This is a genomic window from Kitasatospora sp. NPDC058184 (genome assembly GCF_042883725.1).
Lineage (GTDB): Bacteria > Actinomycetota > Actinomycetes > Streptomycetales > Streptomycetaceae > Kitasatospora.
In genome coordinates, this window is the sequence record NZ_JBHVVE010000020.1 from 67654 (window position 1) to 88094 (window position 20441).

The 20441-nt window shown below is 75.8% G+C and carries 17 protein-coding genes; 2 read left to right on the top strand and 15 right to left on the bottom strand.

Annotated features, from left to right (window positions below):
- Positions 1 to 16: 16 nt before the first annotated feature.
- Together ACFVXH_RS30835 and ACFVXH_RS30840 are read right to left on the bottom strand one after the other, a co-directional pair.
- Positions 17 to 463, bottom strand: a complete 447-nt coding sequence (locus ACFVXH_RS30835; RefSeq protein ID WP_375875316.1) for a glutaredoxin domain-containing protein — start codon at positions 461 to 463, stop codon at positions 17 to 19.
- Positions 464 to 631: 168 nt separating this feature from the next.
- Positions 632 to 1903: an MFS transporter gene (locus tag ACFVXH_RS30840; RefSeq protein WP_387829110.1), complete on the bottom strand. Its 1272-nt coding sequence runs from the start codon at positions 1901 to 1903 to the stop codon at positions 632 to 634.
- 845 nt (positions 1904 to 2748) lie between these two features.
- On the opposite strand from ACFVXH_RS30840, the gene ACFVXH_RS30845 reads away from it, so the two are divergent.
- The gene (locus tag ACFVXH_RS30845) at positions 2749 to 3390 is read left to right on the top strand and encodes a hypothetical protein (protein WP_387829112.1); all 642 of its coding nucleotides are present in this window, start codon (positions 2749 to 2751) and stop codon (positions 3388 to 3390) included.
- 39 nt (positions 3391 to 3429) lie between these two features.
- Here the strand turns inward: ACFVXH_RS30845 and ACFVXH_RS30850 are convergent, their stop codons facing one another.
- The 5 genes from ACFVXH_RS30850 to ACFVXH_RS30870 all read right to left on the bottom strand — a co-directional run bounded on the left by ACFVXH_RS30850 (position 3430) and on the right by ACFVXH_RS30870 (position 8371).
- Entirely contained in the window at positions 3430 to 4299 is an 870-nt protein-coding gene (locus ACFVXH_RS30850; RefSeq protein WP_049658636.1) for an NAD-dependent protein deacetylase, read from the bottom strand.
- An 88-nt stretch (positions 4300 to 4387) separates the two neighbouring features.
- A complete protein-coding gene (locus tag ACFVXH_RS30855) occupies positions 4388 to 5056 on the bottom strand; it encodes an AAA family ATPase (protein ID WP_387829114.1) in 669 nt (222 codons plus the stop codon).
- 211 nt (positions 5057 to 5267) lie between these two features.
- Positions 5268 to 6059, bottom strand: a complete 792-nt coding sequence (locus tag ACFVXH_RS30860; RefSeq protein WP_387829116.1) for a maleylpyruvate isomerase family mycothiol-dependent enzyme — start codon at positions 6057 to 6059, stop codon at positions 5268 to 5270.
- Positions 6041 to 6844, bottom strand: coding sequence for a methyltransferase domain-containing protein (locus ACFVXH_RS30865; protein WP_387829118.1), 804 nt, complete (start codon positions 6842 to 6844; stop codon positions 6041 to 6043). Before ACFVXH_RS30865 ends, ACFVXH_RS30860 begins: the two co-directional genes overlap by 19 nt.
- A gap of 66 nt (positions 6845 to 6910) precedes the next feature.
- On the bottom strand, positions 6911 to 8371 hold the full coding sequence (locus ACFVXH_RS30870) for a hypothetical protein (protein ID WP_387829120.1): 1461 nt from the start codon (positions 8369 to 8371) through the stop codon (positions 6911 to 6913).
- A gap of 290 nt (positions 8372 to 8661) precedes the next feature.
- On the opposite strand from ACFVXH_RS30870, the gene ACFVXH_RS30875 reads away from it, so the two are divergent.
- Positions 8662 to 9348 (top strand): Tat pathway signal sequence domain protein, encoded by a 687-nt coding sequence (locus ACFVXH_RS30875; RefSeq protein ID WP_387829122.1) that lies wholly within the window; start codon positions 8662 to 8664, stop codon positions 9346 to 9348.
- 61 nt (positions 9349 to 9409) lie between these two features.
- Here the strand turns inward: ACFVXH_RS30875 and ACFVXH_RS30880 are convergent, their stop codons facing one another.
- From ACFVXH_RS30880 to ACFVXH_RS30915, 8 genes are all read right to left on the bottom strand, one after another.
- Positions 9410 to 10603 carry a glycosyltransferase 87 family protein gene (locus ACFVXH_RS30880; protein ID WP_387829124.1) on the bottom strand — a complete coding sequence of 398 codons (1194 nt, stop codon included), beginning with the start codon at positions 10601 to 10603 and terminating at the stop codon, positions 9410 to 9412.
- Between the two features lie 286 nt (positions 10604 to 10889).
- Positions 10890 to 11636: a class I SAM-dependent methyltransferase gene (locus ACFVXH_RS30885; protein WP_387829126.1), complete on the bottom strand. Its 747-nt coding sequence runs from the start codon at positions 11634 to 11636 to the stop codon at positions 10890 to 10892.
- A gap of 3 nt (positions 11637 to 11639) precedes the next feature.
- Positions 11640 to 12425, bottom strand: coding sequence for an SDR family oxidoreductase (locus ACFVXH_RS30890; RefSeq protein ID WP_387829128.1), 786 nt, complete (start codon positions 12423 to 12425; stop codon positions 11640 to 11642).
- Positions 12422 to 13285: a TauD/TfdA family dioxygenase gene (locus ACFVXH_RS30895; RefSeq protein WP_387829130.1), complete on the bottom strand. Its 864-nt coding sequence runs from the start codon at positions 13283 to 13285 to the stop codon at positions 12422 to 12424. Before ACFVXH_RS30895 ends, ACFVXH_RS30890 begins: the two co-directional genes overlap by 4 nt.
- Before the next feature lie 12 nt (positions 13286 to 13297).
- On the bottom strand, positions 13298 to 14554 hold the full coding sequence (locus tag ACFVXH_RS30900; RefSeq protein WP_387829204.1) for an aspartate aminotransferase family protein: 1257 nt from the start codon (positions 14552 to 14554) through the stop codon (positions 13298 to 13300).
- Positions 14555 to 14565: 11 nt separating this feature from the next.
- On the bottom strand, positions 14566 to 19005 hold the full coding sequence (locus ACFVXH_RS30905) for an amino acid adenylation domain-containing protein (RefSeq protein ID WP_387829132.1): 4440 nt from the start codon (positions 19003 to 19005) through the stop codon (positions 14566 to 14568).
- Entirely contained in the window at positions 19002 to 19571 is a 570-nt protein-coding gene (locus ACFVXH_RS30910) for a DUF6309 family protein (RefSeq protein WP_387829134.1), read from the bottom strand. The genes ACFVXH_RS30905 and ACFVXH_RS30910 overlap by 4 nt, the downstream gene beginning before the upstream one ends.
- A gap of 11 nt (positions 19572 to 19582) precedes the next feature.
- Positions 19583 to 20410, bottom strand: coding sequence for a phytanoyl-CoA dioxygenase family protein (locus tag ACFVXH_RS30915; RefSeq protein WP_375875305.1), 828 nt, complete (start codon positions 20408 to 20410; stop codon positions 19583 to 19585).
- Positions 20411 to 20441 lie beyond the last annotated feature (31 nt).

The window sequence follows — 20441 nt, forward strand, 5'->3', positions numbered from 1 at the left end:
CCGCGCCGACGGGCGGTCAGCGCTTCGCGGTGGCGGCGGACAGCTGTCCGCGCACCCATGCGGGGTCGGGGTTGGTGTGCGGCCGGCCGGTCACGACGACAGTCGGCACGGTCTCATTGCCGTCGTTGGCCGCGCGCACCACCGCGGCCGCCTCCGGGTCGCTCCAGATGTTCACCCAGTGCACCCGCCGGGCCGCCCGGCCCAGCCGGATCCGCAGCCGCAGGCAGTACCTGCAGCCCGGCCGCCAGTACACCACCGGCCGGCCGTCGGCCGCGCTGCGGCGCTGCGCCTCCGCCGCGCCGAGCGACTTCGGGAAGACCAGGGTCGAGCTCACGGCCGCGAGCCCCGCGAACCCCAGTAGGTACACGACGGCCGCTCCGCGGCTCCCGCTCAACACGAGTCCGCCCGCGACGGCCGCACCGCAGAGCACCAACAACAACGGCAGCATCCACACACGCATCATGGCGGCCCAGGCTATCCGTACACGGCCCCCGCCGCTCCACTCCCCCGGCTGTGCCGCGCGAGGGCCTTCGACACTCGAATCAACACCCTTGCAAGGAGCGAGTAGTGACGCTGCGTCAGGACATCTCGCGATGGCTCGGCGGACCGCCGGGAAGCCCGAGGGCCGAGGTCAGGCGAGGTCGCGCCGACGGCGGAGCGAACCGGCCGTCAGGATCACCGGGCCGGCCAGGCTGCACACCGCCAGCAGGAGCAGCGCCGTACGCGGCCCCCAGGCCGTGGAGGCGGCACCGGCCAGCAGCGCGCCGACCGGGATGGAGCCCCAGGAGACGAACCGGACGGTGGCCATCACCCTCGGGAGCAGCTCCGGCGGAGTGTGGGTCTGCCGGTGGGTGCGGGCGACGATGGTGGTGACGACGACGCCCGCCGCGAAGCCCGCGTTGCCGAGGGCGAAGAGCAGCACAGCCCACCCCGAACCGGCCGCCGGGAGCAGGAAGGTGACGAGCGCGGCGATCCGTGCCGACCACCGCAGGGCCCCGCCGCTGCCGATCCGGGAGACCACCCGGGGCGTCAGGACGGCGCCGACCAGGCTGCCCAGGCCGCCGGTGGCCATCAGCGCGCCGACGGCCGCGGCCGGGGCGTCGAGGGCGTCCACCAGGAACACCGGAGTGAGCGTCATCAGCCCACCGGAGACGAAGTTGACCGCGGTGGCGTAGGCGGCACACGGCCCGATCACCGGATGCCGGGTGACGAAGTGCCAGCCCTCGCGGATCTGCCTCCACATCCCCGCGCCGCCCGGCCGCGGGGCGGGCCGCTCCGCGCGCGGCAGACTGCGCAGCAGGGCCGCCGAGACCAGGTAGCTGACGGCGTCCAGCACCATCGCGGCCGCGCCGCCGACGAGTTGGACCAGCACCCCGCCCAGCGAGGGGCCGGCCAGTTCGGTCGCGGCGCTGCTGCCGGAGAGCAGGCTGTTGCGGACGGTCAGCTCCTCCTTGGCGACGATCGAGGGCAGGAAGGTGGAGTTGCCGACGTCGAAGACCACACCCGCCAGCCCGACCAGCAGCGCGACCACCACCAGCTGCGGCAGGCCCAGTACGCCCAGGGCCGCCGCCACCGGCACCGAGGCCACCGCCGCCCCGCGCAAGAGGTCCATCGCCACCTGGGTGCCGCGCAGCGGGAGCCGGTGGACCAGGACCCCGGCCGGCAGTCCGACCAGCAGCCAGGCCAGGTACCCGGCGCCGGTGACCAGGCCGACCTGCCAGGCCGTCGCGTGCAGGGTGAGCACGGCGATCAGCGGCAGGGCCACGACGGACACCTGGTTCCCGAGCCGGCTGACCAGCGATCCGGTCCAGTAGCGCCAGAACACCCCCGCCGAGGTCCGGTGTCGCGCCTCCCCCTCCGCTGCGCGGTCCGCCGCGACCGCCGTCCGCGTCGTCACATCCATCTTCGGTCCGTCCCTTCCGTCGCAACCGGCCCACCCATCGCTCCCCTGCTTCCCCGGCGCCGGCGCTCCCGGCCGCACGCTGGAGTCCGGCGCCCATCGGGACCGCACGGCCGCACGCACCACCCGCGAGGCCCCGGGCCACCGCACCGGCGCCCAAGTCACGGACCAGCCGGTCGCGTTCGCCGAGCACGCCGCGCCGCACCCGCCCACCGTCCGGGCCGCGGGCGTCGACCGGCCCGAACAGATCACCCTCGCGCCGGACGCCTCCCGCACCATCCGGGGGGTCCGCTACCGGTGATCGACCCGGCGGGATCGGTGAAGGGCGCCCGCGGCCCGGTCGACGGGCTCACGGCACACTGACGGCGGGCCGTGCCCGGCCCAGCCCTGACGCACCGGGCGTCCGCACAGCCGCCCGGGTCCTGACGCGTCCCTGCCCAACTCACCCGACGCCCACACCCCGAACGACCGAACACGCCACGGCCGTCACACCGAAACCCGGCCACCCCATGCGGCGGCCCGCACACCCGGCCGAACCCTGGCCGGATCCCGCCGCCCCCGGGGCCGCCCCCGCGCGCTCCGCCCGACCGCCCCGACACTCCCGCCGGGAACCCTCGCGCGACCAGCCCGCCAACGACGTCCGGCACCAGCCCGGTCGACCCGCCGCGTCGAGGCCCGGCCACGCGCCCGGCCCGGCGGCGCGGCCGTCCCCGCGGGAGAACCACCCGGAAGGCCCGCTTCCGGATTGTGACGTGCCCCTGTCTAGTTCGTTCCCGTCCCGGTGTGGTGGGATGAGCCTCACGGGGATGAACCGCTGACGGGGGTGTGTGCTGGTGCGGAATGGATGGTTGCGGGAGCTGGACGGGGACGCGGTGCGCCTGGCGGCCGTGGGGCTGGTGCGGCTGGGGGCGCAGGACTGGCTGAGTACGGAGGGCGGGGCGCCGGCCTGGGTGGGCGGGTTGCGGGCGGCCTCGTTCGCCGATGCCTGGCTGGCGTTCGGGGACGGGCCCGCGTCCGGGTTGCGGGCGCCCGCGCCGGAGGTGCTGCGGGCCGTCGTCGCCCGGGCCGCGGAGCTGGTGCTGCGCTCCTGCCGGGAGGACGGTCCGGCGGCCCTGGAGTGGCTCGGGCAGCGCTCGGCGGAGGCCCGGGAGCAGGCGCGTCGGGAGGGCGCCTCGCACCCGGCCGAGCCCTGTGCGCTGACCCTGGTGTGGCACGGGGTCCAGGCGCTGACCGCCGAGGACGGGCCGGATCACGCCCGCCGGATCGAGGAGCGCGCCGAGGCGTACGTGCGGGAGCGGCACTGCCGCCAGGACACCCTGGCGCTGGTGCTGTGCTGCACCCGGATCGCCGCGGCCGCGCTGGTGGAGCTGTGCGAGGGCGATCCGGAGCGGGTGGCCGGCTGGCTGGAACAGGACGCGGCACGTTCCATGCCGCGCGCCGGCCGGGTGCCGCTGTGGGTACCGGGCCGACCGGCCCTGCCCGCCGGCTGACCGGGCCGACCGGGCCGGCTGGAACGCCGGCCGGCCCGGTCAGGCCGCGTCGAGCAGCCGGGCGACCTCCGTCATGGCCGCCCCCAGCGGCAGGTCGAGGCGGAGCCGGGCGAGTTCGTCGCCGCGTGTCGGCCCCTGGTTGACGATCGCGACCGGCAGCCGGGCCCGGGCGGCGCGGCGGACGAAGCGCAGCCCGGACAGGACCGCCAGGGACGATCCGAGGACCACCAACGAGCCCGCCGCGTCGACCAGTTCGTAGCAGTGCTCGACCCGGGGCGGCGGGACGTTCTCGCCGAAGAAGACCACGTCGGGCTTGAGCACGCCGCCGCACGCCGTGCAGGCGGCGACCCGGAAGCCGTCCACCGCGGACTGCGGCAGCCGCGCGTCGCCGTCGGGCCGCAGCTCCGCCCGGGTCGGCCGGAAGCCCGGGTTGAGTTCCTCCAGCCGCCGGTCCAGCTCGGCCCGGGTGCTGGTGCGGCGGCAGTCGAGGCAGACCACCCGGCGGAGTCCGCCGTGCAGCTCGACGGCCTCCCGGGTGCCGGCCGCGTGGTGGAGGCCGTCGACGTTCTGGGTGATGACCGCCGCGACGTGCCCGGCCCGGCGCAGCCGTTCCACCGCGTGGTGCCCGGCGTTGGGCCGGGCCCCGGCGATCGCGGGCCAGCCGGTGTGGCTGCGGGCCCAGTAGCGGCGCCGGGCCTCCGCGCTGCCGGTGAACTCCTGGTACGTCATCGGGGTGCCGCTGCGGCGGCGGCCGGTGGCGCCGCGGTAGTCGGGGATACCGGACTCGGTGGACAGGCCGGCCCCGCTGAGCACCACCGCGCCGCGCCGGTCCAGCAGCCGTACCAGGCCTTCCAGCTCCTCCCCCGGGGGAACGGCGGCCTGCCCGCCCGGGTGTTCGAACGCGTCCATACCGTCGAGGTTAGGGCGTGGCGCCGCCGGAGGGGCCGGCACAGGTCCCGGACGCATCGGGACGTGATCGCGGCACCGCGCGGTCCTGTCAGCTCTTCCGACCCCGCGGCACGTGGTTCCCCACCCGCCCGGACGGCTCCTCGGCGGCACCGGCGGCACCGGCGGCGAAGGCCGTGATCCGCTCCAGCGGCGGGTTCCAGCCCCGGGTGGTGTCCACGGCCAGGCAGGGGGCATCGAGCGCGATCGGCACCCAGGACTCGATCGGCCGCTCGCCGCGCGCGATGCGGCGCAGCAGCTCACCGTCCGCGTGGACAGCGCGCCCGGGTTCCTCGGCGGCCCTGCGGGCGATGCGCTCGCGGGCGGTCCCGGGGTCGACGGTGCAGCGTACGATGCGCAGCTCGGCGCGGCCGACGAGCGGCAGCAGACCGGGCCGCCACAGCCGGTCCTGGAAGGCCGCTTCCGCCACCAGGTCCGTTCCCGCGCGCAGGAGTCCGTCGACGGTGCGGAAGAACTCGGTCAGCGTCCGCTGGTTCAGGTCCTGGTCCACGTCCGGGTCCAGGTCCTCGGCCTGGGCCTGCCGGGCGGCGGCCATCCGCTCCTTGATCTCGTCCCGGCAGACCGCCGGGCGGCCGAGCGCGTCGGCCAGGGCGTGCGCCAGCGTGGTCTTGCCCGCCCCGGGCGGGCCGCTCACGACGAGCAGGTGCGGGCGTCGGTCCATGGTGGGGGTTCGGTCCGTGGTCGGGAGGGAGGGCGTCATGCCTGCTGAGTCTGCGCCGGGCGGCCGCCGCCCGCCACCTCCCCTGCGGGTGGCGGACGGCGGCATCGCGCCGCCGGAACCCGCCGGAGCCGCCGTTCCAGTGGACCCGCCCCTCGGGAAACCCCGCCGACGCGGAGGTGAACGAGGCCGAACCGCCGCTACAGGAGCAGATGTTGCCGCATTCCGGCGACCGGACGCCGGACCCGCCGCCTCAGCCCCAGCCGGGCACCGGCGGCAGCGGCCACCCCGGCGGCCCGGGCAGCGGCCCGTCCGCCCGCAGGCCCTCCGCCCGCAGGCGCTCCACCGACCCGCGCCCCGACAGCCAGGCGAGCAGGGCGTGGCCGGGGCCGCTGACGGTGGGGCCGGACGGGGCCAGGGCCCAGTCGCGGCCGAGGTCGGTGGCCGTCAGCCGGGCGACGGGGAATCCGCGCGCGGCCAGGGCGGCCGCCGTCCCGTCGAGCGCCCAGGCGACGTACCCGGTGGGCCAGTCGGCGGTCGAGCGGCCGAGGTCCAGGTCGACGTGGTGGGTTTCGAGCTCCCGCCACGCCCGGTGCAGGGTGAACCACGCCGGGTGCCGCCAGCCGGCGAGGGCGGTGACCGGCGTGGACCACCGTTCGGCGGGCATCGCGGCGGCCGCCGCGAACATCCCGTCCAGGCTGTTCCGCAGGTCGGCGGCCGGCTCCGCCGCACCGCGCCCGGCGCCCTCGCGCGGGGCGCGGTCCGGCGCGGCGGCCCCGGCGCGCGGACCCGGCTCGGTGCCGGTGCGGGCCACGGTCAGCAGCCACCGGTACGCGTCGGCGCTGCGGGCGAGGTGGGTGAGGACGTGGGCGCGGCTCCAGCCGGGCAGCGTCGAGGGCTCGCGGGCCTGCCGGTCGGTCAGCGTGCCGACGGTGGCGAGCACCCGCCCGGCGGAGGCGCGCACCTCGGCGAGCAGCGCGCCGGCCCCGGCCCCGTCCAGGCCTGCGGGCGGCGGCCCGGGAGACGTCACGGGTGGCGCGCCCACGCCGAGATCATCGGGGCGGTGGCCAGGTCGAGCCGGCCGGTCGCGACGTTGGCCAGGTGACGGTCGATCTCCTCGTCCGTCGCGAGGCCTTCCCGTACCAGCAGTCCGCGGATCTGCCGGACGGTCGCGTCCTCCAGGACCGCGCAGGCCGGCGAGGTGATCGGGAAGTACGCGTCGGCCTGGACGTCGACCAGGCCCGCCTCGCGCAGCGCCCTGGGCAGCGTCCGCCCGTACGCGAGGTCGGCGCCGCGGCCCGCCATCAGGGTGCGGAAGCCGGTCCGCAGCCGGTTGGCGAGGCGCTCGTCGGGGCCGGACTCGTCGGGGCAGAGCAGCGGTTGCAGGGCCGGGTCGGCGTCCTCCAGGAGCAGCCGGCCGCCGGGGCGCAGCGCCCGCACCATCCTGCGCAGGGCCTCGGCGCGGTCGGCGACGTGCACCAGGACCAGCCGGGCGTGCACCAGGTCGAAGCCGCCGGGCGGCGGCGGGTCGGCGGCCACGTCGTGGCGCAGCACCTCGATCACGCCGCCGGCGGCGGGGGCGGTCCAGGAGACGTCGATGTCGGTGGCGACCACCGCGCCGGTCGGGCCGACGCGTTCGGCGAGCCCGAGCGGCACCGAGGGGCCGCCCGCGCCGACCTCCCAGCAGCGCATGCCGGGGCCGATCCCGAGGGCGTCGACGTGCCGGAAGGTCACCGGGTCGAAGAGTTCGGCGAGGGCGCCGAAGCGGGTGCCCGCCTCCGACTGGCGGTTGTCCAGGAGGTAGCCGTGGTCGCTCTCGTGCTCAGCCATGCCGGGATTCTCGCAGACGCGAGTTCGAAGACAGCCCCTCGGGGCGCGGCGCTCGGGTCGGGCCGTTCAGGGCTGCGGGGCCGGGTCGGTGAGCGCCGGGATGTCGTAGGTCACCTTGCCGATGTCGGAGATCAGGTAGCCGCCGTCGGGCCCGCGTCGGAGCGTCAGTCGCGGGGTGTACGACTGCCTGGGCGTTCGGAACCAGCCCTCCTCGGCGGCGTAGGTGCAGTAGGCGGAGACCTCCAGCTCGACCACCTCGCCGGTGAGGTCGCGCGGATCGAAGCGGCCCGCCGCGGGCCCCGCGACCACCCATCTGACCAGCGACCAGCCCCGGCGTGCGGTCAGGTCGGCGGGCCAGGCCGACCCGTTCTCCTCGCAGGCGGTCAACCCGCCGTCGGCGGCGGCCAGTTCGGAGGTCAGGTACCGGCGCGACCGGCTCAGGACGGCCGCCGGGCCGGTGTCGCCGCGGGAGGTGTCGAAGGTGCCCGAGGTGACGGCCCAGGCGATCGCGACGGACTCCGCGTCGTGCCCGTCCACCGTCAGCGGCGGCGTCTGCGCGGTCGGCCGGTCCTTCGGCGGGGCGATCGGATCCCCCGGCTGGTATCCCGGTTTGGAGGGGAAGCTGTAGCCGGCCGGAGCGACGGCGACCGTGGTGCCCGGGATCTCCTGCTGGTCCTGGTCGTAGCAGGGGTTGCACCGGATGCGCTCGCCGGAGCCAGTGCCGTAGCTGGTCTCCCAGCCCCTGCCGTGGGTCGACAGCTCGGTGCCGGACTCCCTGCGCACCCCGGAGACGTGGAACGGGCGGTCGCCGTCCTTCAGCGTCCAGGTGCGGCGCTTGCCGTCGACGGTGCCCTCGACCGTGAGCACGTAGTCGTAGCTGTGCCGGGTCGCGAGCACGGTGAGGCTGACGATCTCGGGCTTCCGGTCCTCCAGATAGAGGTACTTGTCGGTGAAGTAGGGCGCGAACGACACCGGTCCGGCGGCCCCGATCAGCGCGACCGGGTTCGGGGAGTCCAGGTCGACGCCCATGTCGATCTTCTTGCCCTCCCCCTGTCCGGCGCAGTCCACGACCGTGCCGGACAGCGGGTCGCGGGGCTCGCCCACGATCGTCGCCCGCACCTGTTCGATCGCCACGGTGTGGCCGTTGCCGACCATCGAGACCGACAGCGGCGACGCGCCCACGTCCGTACCGCCCTGCGCGTGCGCCCACGTCCGGGCGGCTTCGCAGCCGGTGACGGCCGGCGGGTCGGTCGGTTTGACGACCCGGGGGACGACCGTGGTCGAGTCGGCGTCGGCGTGCTCGGGGTCGTAGTGGGCGCCGAGTTCCGGCCCCCTGCCGCCCTCCGTCGCGGTCAGCGCCCAGTACGTCGTGCCGGCGCCCAGCAGGGCCAGCACGCACAGCACGGCGATCAGCAGCCGCAGGCGCGGTCTGCGGCCGCCCATCAGCGTGAGGACGCCGCCCATGAACACGTTGCCGTGGATGGTGCTCTGGCTGATCCTGTTGTGCGTCTCGTGCTGGTCGCCCACTCCACCCACCCCGTCCGAGGGATCCGCGTCCACCACAGTGGCGGTTCCCGGCGGGTGGAGGGAAGACCCGCGCCGCAAGCCCCGGGCGCCGTGGCGTCGCGGCGCCGTGGCGTCGTCGGCGCGGACGGTCTTGTTGACGAAATGTCAGCAAGTTCGTCCGATCGCCTTGACGGCATGCGGTCACGGCTGGACCCTGTGGACCCGGAAACGCCGCGCGCTCCCCGGCCCCCACCGCTCGGGAGCGCGCGAGAGGACGTCTTCTCGCCCCTCACCGAGGAAGAGGTTTTCCCATGCGCTTCAGCCGCCTCCCCGCCACCGCCGCCGTCTGCGCGGCCGCCGCGCTCGCGCTGGCCGCCGTACCCGCCTCCGCGTCGCCCGAGTCCCTCGCCGCCGGCCCGGTGCTCACCGCCGGGAGCGCGGGCGGCACCGCCGTCGCCGTCGGCGACGCGCTCGCCGCACCGCTCGCCCCGGGCACCAAGGCCACCTTCTACTCGACCGCGACCAGCACCACCGGTGTCACCTGCGCCACCTCCCAGCTCTCCGCCTCGGTGCTGGGCAACCCGGCGGCGCCGGGCAGCGCGACCGCGTCGCTGACCGGGCTGACCTTCAGCTCGTGCACCGCCAACGTCACCGGGGTCACCTCGGTGCGCAGCCTGACGGTCGGCAACCTGCCGTACGGCGTCACCGTCTCCGACGCGCCCGGCCTGCCGGTCACCCTGACCGGCGGGTCCGCCGGGACGATCCAGGCCACCGCCGTGCTGGACACCTGGTTCGGCACCATCACCTGTTCCTACCAGCTGAGCGGCGCGTTCACCGGCAGCGCCGACAACACCGCGCACAGCCTGGCCTTCCGCACCGAGCACTTCGCCAAGAGCGGCGGTTCGACGCTCTGCCCGGCCGACGGCTACTTCTCCGCGACGTACGGGCCGGTCGCGGACACCAGCCAGTCGGGAAGCCCGGCGGTCTTCGTCAACTGACCGCACCCGCAAGGGAGTCGGGGTGGGTGCGGCTGCGCCGCCGGGCCCACCCCGGCTCCGGTCAGACCCGGAGCAGGCCGAACTCCCGGGTGGCGGCCCGGAGTACGGCGACCAGTGCCAGCAGCATCAGCGCGCCGTGGGCCGGCATCGACAGGTACGGCGCCACGCCGGGAGCGATGAACTTGAGGTAGCTGCCGAAGGACGCGAGCTGGACCAGCACCGGCAGGTACCAGAGCCGCCGGGGCAGGTGGAAGGCGACGATCACGCTGAGGACGTCCGCGACGTAGAAGTAGCGCTCGTGCATGGACGGCAGCAGGAAGGGCACCGCGATCGCGAAGACCGTGGCCAGGAGCAGGATCCCCGTCCCGGTGAGCCCCGCCCGTCCGCCCCCGGCCGTGGACCTGTCGGCAAGGGGCTCTCTGGCCGCGCCTCCGGTGCTTCGCAGGGCCCGGACCGCCAGGGCGATCAGCGCCAGCACCAACGCGCCCGCGACCAGCACGCCCGCCCGGCGCACCGGATCGTCCTCACCCGACGGCACCGAGACGAACTGGTAGACCGACGGCGCGTTGAGGGTGAGGTCCCGGTAGGTCCCGGTCTGCCGGGCGTACACCGTCAGCAGCTGCCAGGGGTCGGCGCCGAGCAGCACGGCGGGGACGTCGAGCGCCAGGTAGGCGGCCGGGACGGCCAGCAGGCACCGCCACGGCATCCGCCGGGCCAGGACCACGACGAGCAGCAGGGGGAAGAGGAAGACCGCCTGGAGCTTGAAGGCCAGGGCGATCCCGAAGAAGGCGCAGGTCCACCAGGGCCGGCCGCGCAGGAGGTGGTGGACGCCGCCGAGCAGGAAGGCGGTGAAGATCGCGTCGGCCTGGGCCCACCACCCGCTGTTGGTCACGACCGTGGGCAGGAACAGCACGGTCACCGCTGCCGCGAAGGGCCGCCAGGGCCGGTGCGGCCACCGCAGCGAGACGATGCGGTGGGTGTAGTACGCCAGCGCCAGGTCGAAGAGGACCGACAGGCACTTGACCGCCGCCAGCGCGGGCACCGGCAGCCGGCCGAGCGCGGCCATCAGGTACAGGTAGGGGACGTTGTAGTCCGAGAAGCCGGTGTCGCCGAGGGCCTGGAACCCGCCGTGCGCCGCGATGTACCGGTACCAGGGGCCGAGGAAGTAGTACCAGTCCGACGACTCGTACTGCAGCAGCAGGCCCCGGAGCAGGAGCGCGGACGCCACCGCCGCCACCGCGGCCAGCACCGGCACCACCGGATCGGCCCGGCGGGGAGGCGGGGTCCCTCGGTCCGGCGCGGCTCCCTGGGGGCCGGGGCGCAGGTCGGGTTCGGGTCGGACTGGACAGTGGTTCATACCACCAGGACGCAGCACCCACCGGAAACGGACGACAACGAACCGGTACGGATTTCCGCGGGCCGCCGACCGACCCGCCATCCGACCCGACCGACCCGACCGACCCGACCGGACCGCCCGGACCCGCCCCGGACCGGAGCTCGTGCGGCTCCGGTCCGGGGCGCGAGCGGGCGACCGGCCGCGGTCAGGCCCCGGCCTCCCGGTGCCGCCACCGCACCGGGTCCTCGGCCACCGCCGCGCCCGCCGCGGTCCGGGCCGGCGTCCGGTAGCCCGCCGTGGCGAGCACCAGCATCTCGTTCTCCCCCGGCCGGAACTCGTAGGCCACCCGCTCCACCCGGCTGGGGACGCCGAGGTCCGCAAGTTCCTCGCGCAGCGGCTCCAGCCCGGGGTAGCGCTCCCGCGTGTCGTACACCATCAGCGGGAACACCCGCACCTCGTGCCGCGCCACCCGGGCGAGCTCCAGCAGGGCCGCCCGGTGGAAGTCCCCGTCCAGCCGGTTGCCGTACGAGAACAGCAGGTGCGAGCTGAGCACCAGGTCGAAGGAGTCGTCGGCGAAGGGGAGTTCGGGCAGCGAGCCGGCCACGTAGCGGTCCGGGCGGGCGGCGATGTCCGCGCGGAAGTCCCGGGCGCTGGCGGTCCACTGGCGGATCATGTCGTCCGCGTCGGTGTACCAGGACCACACGTGGTCGGCCGTCTCCTTCACCAGCCGCTCGCGCTTGAACCCGGTCTCCCGCTCCACCAGCAGGCCCAGCTCCTCGCGGTGCTCGGCGTACTGGCGGTCGACGGCGACGGCGTCGATGCCGCGTCGGCCGGCCTCCGCCACGAAGCTCGCGGCACCGCCCGGGCAGTCCAGGACGCGCTGCTCCAGGTCGCGTTCGGTGAGCGCGAACATCGCCCGGTACTCCGCGAAGGAGCGTGCGCTGACCAGCACGGCTCACCCCCTCCCGACGAACGGCATGGTGGTCGGCAGCACGACCAGGGACTGGATGGTGGTGTCCGGCGGCTGCGAGGCCATCAGCACCAGGGCCTCGGTGAAGCGGTCCACCGGGATGGTCGCCTCGACGGCCATGGTCCGGTCGGCCTGCATCGCGGCCGGCTGCGGGCCGCCGTCCACCGGGGTGACGTTGCCGACGTCGATCTGCCCGCAGGAGATGCCGTACGCGCGGCCGTCCAGCGCGAGCACCTTGGTGAGGCCGAGCACGGCGTGCTTGGCGGCGGTGTACGCGATGGAGTTGGGACGCGGCACGTAGGCCGAGGGCGCGCCGTTGTTGATGATCCGCCCGCCCTGCGGGATCTGGGTGCTCATCACCCGGAACGCCTCGCGGGCGCAGAGGAAGCCGCCGGTGACGATGGTGTCCAGCACCCGGTTCCAGTCCTCGAACGGGGTCTCGGTGATCGGCCGGCGCGGGGCGGCGGCGCCCGCGTTGTTGAACAGCAGGTCCACCCGGCCGTAGCGGTCGAGGACGGTGTCGAAGAGCCGGGCGACCTCCTCCGGGCTGCGGATGTCCGTCGGGACGGGCAGCACCCGGGCGGCTCCGGGCCCGGCCAGGGCGGCGGTCTCCTCCAGCGCGTCCTTGCGCCGCCCGGCGACGGCCACCGTCCAGCCGGCCGCCAGCAGGGCCAGTGCCGAGGCCCGGCCGAGGCCGCTGCCCCCGCCGGTGACGATCGCCACCCGCCCGTGCGGCGCCGTCACACCGTCGCCCTCTCCCGCTGTGGTCACGGCGCCCACTCCTCCCCCTCGTTCACCCAGACCCGCAGCATCCGCCGGGCGTACGGCCCGGGCTCGTCGATGAATGGCGAACGCCCGTGCAGCACACGGCTGTTGCGGATGATCAGCAGGTCACCGGCGGCCATCGGCAGCCCGAAGGCGATCTCCGGCCGGTAGAGCACCTCGTCCAGCACGCCGAGGGCCTCCCACTGACGGTCCGTCAACTCCGGTCCGCCGCGGTCCGGGGAGGAGCGGACGGTGCGGGTCTGGTAGTAGCACCCGATCGTCCCGTCCTTGCGGTCGTACAGGATCGGGGTGACCACCACCTGCGGGCCGGCCCGGCCGCTGCGGTCGAAGGTCCACTCCTCGCGGAGCGTGGCCAGCGCGTCCGGCCGCTCCCGCTCGATCAGGTCGTGCACGTGCCGGGCGCTCGCCAGCTTGGTCAGCCCGCCGCCGTCGAAGGCGGGCCGCAGGCAGAGCAGCACCAGCAGGTCGCAGGTGTCGCAGTGGAAGCCGAGCTCCGTGTTGCCGTCGCCGTCCTGGTCGTGCAGCACCGAGGTGAGGTCGCCGCGCCCGTTCTGCGGAACGATCCGGCCGAAGTCCCCCAGCAGGAAGGAGAGCACCTCGGTGATCTCCTGCTCCGGGCGGGTCGGGTCCACCAGGCCGCTCACATGGGTGATGCCCACCGAGTCGGCGGCGTTCCGGACGAACTCCCGCAGCCTGGTCCGCACCTGCTCGCCCGCGCCCCACTGCCCGGCCCGCGCGTCGGCCCAGAGCAGCCGCCGCTCACGTTCCTCCAGCGGGAGCGACCAGAGCTCCCGCCGGGCGTCCAACTCCAGGCTGCTCCAGCCGATTTCGGTCACCGCGTCCATGTCCTCTCCTCCCTACCGGCCGCCGGCCGCGACGGCCTTCGCCCACAGCTCCAGGCCCTCGTCGATCTGTTCGGCCGTGACCACCAGCGCGGGGATCATCCGGACCGTGTTGAGGTGGATCCCGCACAACAGCAGCAGCAGGCCGTGCTCGGCCGCGGCCTGCTGGGCCCGCCGGGCCGCCTCCGGGTCCGGCGTCCCGTCCGGGCGGCAGAACTCGCTGGCCGCCATCAGCCCGAGCCCGCGGACGTCGGCGATCCCGGGCGCCTCGGCGGCGACCGCCCGCAGGCCGGCCAGCAGCCGGGCGCCCTGCTCGGCCGCGTTCTCGACCAGCCGCTCCTCGCGCAGCACGTCCAGGGTCGCCAACGCGGCGGCGCAGGCCACCGGGTTGCCCCCGTAGGTGCCGCCCTGCGAGCCGGGCCAGGCGCGCCCCATCAGCTCGGCGGGCGCGGCGATCGCGGACAGCGGGAAGCCGCTGGCCAGACCCTTGGCGGTGATCAGGACGTCCGGACGCACCCCTTCCTCGTACTGGTGGGCCCAGAACCGGCCGGTGCGGCCGAAGCCGGTCTGCACCTCGTCCACCACCAGCAGGATCCCGTGCCGGTCGGCCCGCTCGCGCAGCCCGGCCAGGAAGCCGGGCGGGGCCGGGACGTAGCCGCCCTCGCCGAGCACCGGCTCGACGAACATCGCGGCCGTCTCGGCGGGCGCGGAGACGGTGGCGAGCACCTCGTCCAGTCCGCGCAGGGCGTGCGCCACCGCCTCGTCCTCGGACAGCCCGAGCCGGAACGCGGCCGGGAAGGGCGCCACCGCGACCCCGGGCATCAGCGGGCCGATGCCGGCCCGGAACCGGGTGCCGGCCGTGGTGAGCGAGGCCGCGCCCATGGTGCGGCCGTGGAACGCGCCCTCGAAGACGATCACGTTCGGCCGCCCGGTGGCGTGCCGGGCGAGCCGCAGCGCGGCCTCCACCGCCTCGGTGCCGGCAGTGGCGTAGAACAGCGAGTCCAAGCCGGACGGCAGGACCTCGCCGAGCCGCTCGGTGAGCGTGAGCAGTTGGTCGTGCAGCACGGTGGTGTACTGCCCGTGGATCAGCCGGCCGGCCTGTTCCCGGACGGCCTCGACCACCCTCGGGTGACAGTGGCCGGTGCTGGTCACCCCCACGCCGGAGGTGAAGTCGAGGTGGCGGCGGCCGTCGGCGTCGTAGAGGTGGAGTCCTTCGCCGCGTACGGCGACGACCGGGGTGGCCTGCTTGAGCGCCGGGGAGAGCTGGGACACGGGGCCTGCCTTCACGGGTTGGTCCTGCCTTCACGGATGTCGTCTCGGGTGTCGTGGCCTGCGTCGTCGCGGACGTCGTCACGGGTGCCGTCACCGGCCTCGTGACCGACGTCGTCACGGGTGGGCGGGGTCGGGCCGACGGGCGGCAGGTAGCCGGCCTCGGCGGCCCAGGTGAGCGCGGCCGACCACCACCGCGGGGTCGGCGCGGCGAAGCGCACGCCCAGCCGGTCGAGCACCGCGGTGGTGTACGAGCTGTCCACCAGGACGCGGCGCTCCTCCTGCGCCGCCCAGGCCGCGGCCACCCGGGCGGCCGTCGGGTGGCGGCGCTCGGCCCGGGCGAGGGCGGCCGCGAAGGCCGCCTCGTCGGTGAGCCGTACGGGGTGGCCGTGCCCGGCCAGCCACCGCACCAGCTCGTCGTGCGGGACGGCGTGCGGCGTCTCCACGTGGTACGCGCCGGGCGCGGCGTACGGGTCGAGGGCGATCGCGGCGATCCCGGCGGCCACCGTGTCCACGTACGAGAACGCGAAGGCGGTGCCCGGCCGGCTCGGCGCGGCGCCGGCCAGCAGGTAGCCGCGGAGCAGCTGGTAGATCCGGTTGTCGCCGCCGTTGGCCTGGAACGCGCCGGTCCGGCTGTGCGCCGCGATGTGGCCGCTGCGGTGCAGGTAGGCGGCGTGCCCGCGGGCGGCCCAGGCCCGGACGGCCTGCTCGGCCCGGTACTTGGTCCGCTCGTACGGGGTGCGGAAGTGCTGGCCGATCTCCAGGTCCGCCTCGCTGAAGCGGCGCGGCGGGCCGTCGACGCCGCCCGAGACGGCCAGCGTGGAGACGTGGTGGACCCGGGCGTCCGGGGCGTGCTCCCCGACCCAGTCGAGCAGTCGGCGCACCGCCGTGTGGTTGGTGCGCTCCAGTTCGTCGGGCGAGGCCACCAGCCGGACGTCCGCCGCCGCGTGCACCACCAGGTGGGCACCCCGGGCGTGTTCCAGCGCGGCCGGGGAGAGGCCGAGGCCGTCCCGGTCGATGTCCCCGGCGAGCGCCCGGGCCGGCCGGACCGCGCCCGCCGCACCGGTGCCGAGCCGCCTCAGCGCCTCGGCGTCGTCGGCGGCCCGCACCAGGCAGGTGACCTCGGCGCCGCGTGCCAGGAAGGCCTCCAGCAGGTGCCGCCCGAGGTAGCCGGTGGCGCCGGTGAGCAGCACCCGGGCGGGCTCGCGCACCGTCGCCCGGGCCGTCGGGGCGACGCCGGGGTGCAGCAGTTGGCCGGAGGTGGACAGCGGTGCCCGGACGGGCGGTGCGGCCTCCGGCACCTCGGCGTCGGCCCGCGCGTCGGCCCGGGTGTCGATCTGGACATCGGCCCGCGCCTCGGCCGCCACCGCGCGGGCGAACCGCCCGGTGATCCGCTCGGCGGCCGGGTGCGGCAGGCCGGGCCGGCCGTACACCAGGTCGGCGACCAGCCGTTGCTCCACCACCCGTGCGGTGAGCCGCAGTTCGTACAGCGGGTCGCCGCCGGCACATCGGGCCGTGCCGGCCTGTTCGGCGGCGACGGTCCAGTCCAGCGCGGGCTCCTCGGGCAGCCGGAAGGTGCCCAGGAAGTTGAAGCCGACGGCGGGCCGTCCGCCGGGCCCGTCCATCGGCCGGACGGGCGCCTCGCGCAGCCGCCGGGCCACGGTGTCCGGGGTGGCCCCGGCGTCCAGCTCGACGTGCTTGACGGCGGTGAACCAGCCGACGGTGTCCAGGAATTCGCCCGGGTCGCCGACCGCGTCCCGGCCGTGGGTCTCGACCTCCACCGCGAGCCGGGGACGGCCGCTGTCGCCGGTGACGGCCTCCGCGAAGGCGGCCAGCAGTACGGCCTCCAGCCCGGCCCCGGCACCGTGCCGGGCGATCAGCCGGGCGGTGGCGTCCGGGTCGAGCGTCCAGCTGAGCGCGGCGGGCTCCTCGGCCTCCCCGACCTCTCCGACCTCCTCGACCTCCCCGACGGTGGCGTCCTCGACGGTGGCGTCCCCGACGACCGGTTCCGCCGCGGCGGAGGACGAGACCGCCGCCCAGGCGTAGAAGTCCGCCGTCGGCGGCAGGTCGACCGGCTTCCGGTCGAGCACCGCCCGGTACGCGTGCGCCAGGTCGTCCAGCAGGATCCGCCAGGACAGCCCGTCGACCACCAGGTGGTGCGCGATCAGCGCGAGCCGGTCGTCGGTGCCGGGCGGGCCGGTGAACAGGTGGGCGCGCAGCAGCCGGCCGGCCGACGGGTCGAGGCTGCGGTGGAGTTCGGTGCAGACCCCGGCGACGGTGTCGGCGATCTCCCCGGCCGCGCGCGGGATCCGGGAGAAGGAGACCGGGTCGAGCTCGGCCACCGCCCGGACCTCGCCGCAGCCGTCCGGGGTGACCGGCCGGCGCAGCGCCGGGTGCCGTTCCAGGACGGCCGCGACGGCCGCCGAGAGCGCCTCCGGGTCGACGGCGGTGCGACAGCGCAGCAGCACCGACTGGTTCCAGTGCCGCAGGTCCCGCACCGTCCGCTGCCGGTACAACCACCGTTGGGCCGGGGCGAGTCGGCGACCGCTCGTGGAGCCGCGCGCGGCCGGGACGGACGGCGCGACCGGGACGGCGACCGCCGCCAGGCCCTCCGCCGTCGGGTACCGGTAGAAGTCCTCGTAGGCGACCCGCAGGCCGGAGCGCCGCAGGAGGGCGATGGTGCGCATGGCGAGGATGGAGTCCCCGCCGAGGCCGAGCACGTCGGCGCGCGGCCCGACGGCGGGCAGGCCCAGGGCTCCCGCCCAGAACCGGGCGATCTCCCCGACCGGTCCGCTCCCCGCACCGCCGTTCACCCCGGTGTCGTCCGGTTCGGTTCCGTCCGACCCGGTTCCGTCCGACCCGGTGTCGCCCGACTCGGCCCGGGCCTCGACCAGTTCGGCCGCCAGCTCGGCCAGCCGCTGCCGGTCGAGCTTGCCGTTCGGTCCGACCGGGAACCGCGGCAGCACCAGGATCGGCTGCGGCACGGAGTAGCCGGGCAGCCGGTCCCGCAGGTGCGCCCGCAGCCCGTCCAGGCTCCCAGCCCCGCCCAGGCCCCCCGTCCCGTCCGCGCCGTCCAACAGCCGGACGACACCGATGAGTTGGTTGCCGAGCGCGGTCTCCCGCAGCAGCGCCGCCGAGCGCGCGACACCCGGGTGGCCGTCCATCGCCCGCTCGACCTCGGCGAGGTCCACCCGGTAGCCGCGGACCTTGACCTGGCGGTCCACCCGGCCCAGGAAGACCAGGCTGCCGTCCGGCCGCCGTCGGCACAGGTCGCCCGTACGGTAGACGAGCCGGCCGTCGCGCCGGACGAAGCCGCGGGCGGTCTCGTCCGGCCGGCCGAAGTACCCGGCGGCCACGCCCCGGCCACCGATGAGCAGTTCGCCCACCGAGCCGTCGGGCACCGCCCGGCCGTCGCCGTCCACCACGGTCAGCAGCACCTCGCCGATCGCGGTGCCGATCGGTACGGTCGGCTCCTCGGCGGGCAGTTGGCGGGCGGAGGTGACGAGCAGGCAGGTGGCGCCGACGGTGGTCTCGGTCGGTCCGTAGTGGTTGGCCAGCCGCGCGGTGGTGCCGCCGTCGAGCAGGGCGGCGGCGAGCGGGCGGGGCAGCGCCTCGCCGCCGAGCAGCACGGTGCGCAGCGGCGGGGAGTCGGCCGGGCGGCCCTCCAGCAGGGCGGTCAGGTGCGAGGGGGTGGTCTTCAGCACGTCCACCCGGGCCCGCCGCAGCGAGGCCCAGAAGGCTTCCGGGTCGCGCACCTCGCGGTCCGGCACGAGGTGCACCGAGCCGCCGGTGGCCAGGGCGAGCAGCCAGGCGGTGTGGCCGAGGTCGGCGGCCAGGGTGGTGACGTGGGCGGCGCGGGGCGCGTCGGCCTCGGTGAGGTCGAGCCGCCCGGCCAGGGCCCTGGCGTAGTGCACGGCGTTGGCGTGGGTGACGGCCACCGCCTTGGGCTCGCCGCTCGACCCGGAGGTGAAGGAGAGGTACGCGAGGTCCTCGCCCCGTACCTCGGTGGCCACCGGGGGCAGCTCCGGCAGCGCCTCGACGTCCACCACCTCCCCGCCGAGGCCGCCCTCGGTGGCGAGCACCCGGGCCACCCGGACGGAGGCCAGCCGCCGGGCCAGGTCGGCCGCCGACCAGTCCGGATCGGCGAGCACGGCCGCCGCGCCCGCGCGCAGCACCCCGTACAGCAGCACCAGCATCCGGGCGTCCCGGGGCCCGAGCAGAGCGACCCGGTCGCCCCGGCGGGTGCCGGCGGCGGCCAGCCGGGCGGCGATCCGGTCGGCCGCGGTGTCGACCGTGCGGTAGTCGAAGGTGCGGACGCCGTCGCCCAGGGCGGGCCGGTCGGGGTGCGCCCGGGCGTGGTGGGCGAGCAGGTCGGGCAGCGAGCGGGCCCGGTGGGCGGGGTCGGCCGGGTGGCCGCAGGCCGCGGACCGGAGGTGCTGCGTCGCGGAGGTCACGCCGACTCGTCCCCCCTCCGGCCCGCCCGGGCGGGGCCGGCGGCCACTCCCGGGTCGCCCACCAGGTAGCCGTCCAGCAGCTCCCGCTCGGGCAGCCGTCCGGCCAACTCCCAGGCCAGCATGCGGTGCAGGCCGTCGAGGTGGATCAGTCCCGACCGGAGCACGAGGTCCCCGTAGTCGGAGTGGTCGACCGGGGCGGTGCTGAGGAAGACGGGCGTGAGCGGGGCCCACCTCAGCAGCCGCAGCTTCGCCGCGCAGACCGGGTTGGCGGCGGTCCAGGCCGCTCCGCCGGCCCGGACCCGCTCGGCCGCCTCGGCCACCGTCAGCCCGGAGCGCGGCACCAGTTCGAGCTCCCCGCCCTCGCTCAGGTGCCAGGGCAGCACGATGCCCAGGACGTCCGTCCGGGAGAGCCGGATCCGCCACCAGCCGCCGGGGATGCGGTCGGCACGGTCGAGGTTCTCCTCGCCGTACATGTTGCTGTTCGCCTCGTGGGCCCGATCCACCGGGTGGTCCCGCAGGTAGGCGTCGTGGACCTCGGGGTAGGCGACGGCTGTGACGATCTCCACGGCAGTGCTCCTCAGACGGTTCCGGTGTACTCGGTGCGGGCGTGTTCGCTGCCGGTGTACTCGGTGAAGTGCCGCTCCGCGAACAGCTCGGGCCACTGGCCGTCGGCCAGGTCCAGTTCGCGGGCCCGGGCGAGCATCTGCCGCCAGTACGGCTTCACCGGGCGCCAGCGCGCTCCCACCTGGCAGTAGGAGGCGTCGACGAAGTACCGGGGGCGGCCCGGCCCTTCGGGTGCCGGCCGGCGGGTGTGGAACAGCGCCGAGTTGAGCAGCACGGTGGAGCCGGGCGGCAGCCGGTCGATGACCACCTCGCCGGGCAGTTCGCCGGTGCCGTGGTGGGCGTAGGCGGACTTGCCGACGGTGCGCAGGTGCGAGCCGGGCAGCACGGCCAGGCTGCCGACCTTCTCGTCCAGTCCGCCGAGGTAGTGCAGCGCGTGGACCATCAGCAGCGACGGGTCGGAGCGGTCGTTGGGCTCGCAGTCGTGGTGCCAGGCCTTGCCCGGGATCCCCGGGTCCTGGCGGTCGCTGTGCAGGTGGTGGAAGACGAAGTCCGGCCCGAGCAGGCGGGTCAGGGTGCGCAACAGGGGCGGGTGGGTGAGGAGTTCGCCGTGGGCGGGCAGTTCCAGTTCCAGCAGCGGGGGCGGTCCGTGCCGTAAGGGGTCGGCGCACGCGGCGATCGACCGGGCCCGCAGGCCTTCGTCGACCCACCGGTCCACCTCGGGCGCGAGCCGTTCGCGCAGCGCTTCCGGCAGCAGGCCGGGCAGGACCAGGTACCCGGACTCCAGGAACTGGCGGCGGTGCTCGGTGTCGAGGGCCTCACGCCCTCCGGAGGACGGCGTCACCGAACCGATCCCCTCCTTCCGTTCGGCGGGG